Below are 2,681 nucleotides of genomic sequence, written 5' to 3' on the forward strand. Positions count from 1 at the left end.
CGGGCCAGGGCTGCGGCGGCCAGCGCGTTGGCCACCAGGTGCGGGGCCGGCGGCACGCCGTCGCGGGTGAGGTCCTCCAGGGTGCCCAGCTCCAGGGCGGTGGTGGCGCGGTCGGCGGTGAAGGCGCGGTCGGCCATCACGTCCTCCACCAGGCCCAGCTCGCTGAGCCCGGGGGTGCCCACGGAGAAGGCCACCGCACGGCAGCCCTCCACCACGTCGGCCTGCTCCACCAGGGCGCGGGTCACCTCGTCCTGGGCGTTGTAGACCGCGGCCACCTGCGTGTTGTGGTGGATGCGGCCCTTGTCGCCGGCGTAGGCCTCCAGCGAGCCGTGCCAGTCCACGTGGTCGGGGGCGATGTTGAGCACCACCGAGGCCTGCGGGGAGACCGTCCACGTGTGGTGCAGCTGGAAGCTGCTGAGCTCCACCGCGATGGCGCCGTGGCGCGTCGGGTCGAGGATGGCCTCCATGATGGGCTTGCCCACGTTGCCGGCGGCCACGGCCTCCTCACCGTTGGCCCGCAGCATGGCGGTGAGCATGCGCACCACGGTGGTCTTGCCGTTGGTGCCGGTGACGCACAGCCACGGGGCGGCACCCTCGGCGGGGCGCATCCGCCAGGCGAGCTCCACCTCGCTCCACACCGGCAGACCGGCAGCGCGGGCCGCGGCCAGCAGTGGGGTGTCCGGGCGCAGGCCCGGCGAGGTGACGACCACCTCGGTGCCGGCCTGCTCCAGCATCGCGGCGCAGGCCTCCTGGGCACCCCCGCCCCGGGCGAACCACGGCCGGCCCGCCTCACCGGTGGCCAGCTCGGCCCCGAGGATCTCCAGCAGCCGCACCCGCTCGGCGAGATCGCTCCCCTCGGCGGGCTCCTGGCCCTCCACGGCGAGCACGGACGCACCCTGCTCGAGCAGCGCGTCGGCGGCAGCGAACCCGCTGAGCCCCAGCCCCACCACGAGCACGCGCAGCCCGGACCAGTCGGCCTCCCGGCTGGTCAGGGAACCACCGCGCGGCTCCGGGCTGGTGAAGTCCGTCTCGGTCGGCACCAGCCGCGGCATCAGCGCACCAGCCAATCGGTGTAGAAGAGCGCCAGTCCGGCGCCGACGAACAGTCCGCCGAGGATCCAGAAGCGGATCACGACGTTGACCTCCGGCCACCCCAGCAGCTCGAAGTGGTGGTGGATGGGGGTCATCTTGAACACGCGCTTGCCGGTGGACTTGAACGAGGTCACCTGGATCATCACCGAGAGCGTCTCCATGACGAACACGCCGCCGAGCACCACGACGAGCAGCTCGGTGCGGCTCAGGATGGCCACGCCGGCCAGCGCGGCGCCGATGGCCAGCGACCCGGTGTCGCCCATGAAGATCTTGGCCGGGGAGGCGTTCCACCACAGGAAGCCGATGCAGGCGCCGGCGATGCTCGCGCAGATGATCGCCAGGTCCAGCGGGTCGCGCACCTCGTAGCAGCCCTCGATGGCGTGCGTGCCGCAGTGCTGCGAGAACTGGAAGAAGGTGATGAGCGTGTAGGCGGCGAAGACGATGGCGGCCAGGCCCGTGAGCAGGCCGTCGAGCCCGTCGGTGAGGTTGGTGCCGTTGGACATGCCGCCGATGACGAGGTTGGCCCAGAGCACGAAGAGCACCGCGCCGACCACGCCGCCGAGGCCCGCGAGGTCCAGCGGGGTGTCGCGCGCCCACGAGATGGCGGTGCTGGCCGGGGTCTGGCCGAACTGGTCCTCGCGGGTGAGGGCCAGCACGGCGAAGGCGGTGGCCACGCCGAACTGCCCGAGCAGCTTCTGCTTGGCCGTGAGGCCGAGGTTGTGCTTGCGGGCGATCTTGGTGAAGTCGTCGAGGAAGCCCACGGCGCCGATGCCCAGCATCAGCAGCATGATGAGCCAGCTCGACCAGGTGGGCAGTTCCCACAGGGCGAGGTGGGCCGACGCCCAGCCGGCCACCACGCCGGCGAGGATGACGAAGCCGCCCATGGTGGGCGTGCCCAGCTTGACGTTGTGCGAGGTGGGCCCGTCGTCACGGATGTACTGGCCGTAGCGCTTGGCCTGCAGGTAGCGGATGAAGGTGGGCATGCCCAGCAGCACGACCAGCAGGGCCACCCCGGCGCCGACGACGACGCCGATCACGCGACGACCCCCGCCACCTGGTCGCCCAGCACGCGCATGCCGGAGTCACGGGAGGACTTGAACAACACGACGTCCCCGGGACGCAGTCGTTCCTCCAGCATGGTGCGAGCCTCCTGCGAATCCGTGGCGATGACGACCTCGGGGCCATCCTGCCCTGTGTCGGCGGTGAAGTCGTGGACTCCGTCGGCAACCGGGCGGGCCGTGTCGCCCACGACCACCACCACGTCGATGCCGCGCTCGGCCGCCGCGCGCCCCAGCTCGCGGTGGCGGGCCTCGGAGGCCTCCCCCAGCTCGAGCATGCCGGCCAGCACGGCCCAGGTGCGGCGGCCGTGGGCCATGTCACCCAGGGCGGTGAGGGCGGCCCGCATCGACTCCGGGTTGGCGTTGTAGCCGTCGTTGATGACCATCACGCCGTCGGGGCGGTCGGTGACCTCCATGCGCCAACGGCTCACGGCCTCGGCACGGCCCAGGGCGGCCACGGCATCGGCCACGGGCACGCCCACGTGGCGCACGGCCAGCAGCACGGCCAGCGCGTTGGCGGCCATGTGGGCCC

At 72.3% G+C, this 2,681-nt stretch carries 3 protein-coding genes; all 3 read right to left on the reverse strand.

Annotation, left to right across the window (positions count from 1 at the left end):
- Nucleotides 1-1,052 (reverse strand): Mur ligase family protein (gene murD / locus HMPREF3099_RS00100; protein ID WP_070703190.1); only part of this gene is annotated, 1,052 nt, incomplete at its 3' end.
- The gene (mraY, locus tag HMPREF3099_RS00105; RefSeq protein WP_070703191.1) at nt 1,052-2,128 is read right to left on the reverse strand and encodes a phospho-N-acetylmuramoyl-pentapeptide-transferase; all 1,077 of its coding nucleotides are present in this window, start codon (nt 2,126-2,128) and stop codon (nt 1,052-1,054) included. The genes murD and mraY, both read right to left, overlap by 1 nt.
- Nucleotides 2,125-2,681, reverse strand: a 557-nt coding sequence (locus HMPREF3099_RS00110) for a glutamate ligase domain-containing protein (protein ID WP_305778339.1), incomplete at its 5' end; no start/stop codon positions are given. The genes mraY and HMPREF3099_RS00110, both read right to left, overlap by 4 nt.

The organism is Kytococcus sp. HMSC28H12 (assembly GCF_001816045.1).
In the GTDB taxonomy this organism is placed as follows: Bacteria; Actinomycetota; Actinomycetes; order Actinomycetales; family Dermatophilaceae; genus Kytococcus; species Kytococcus schroeteri.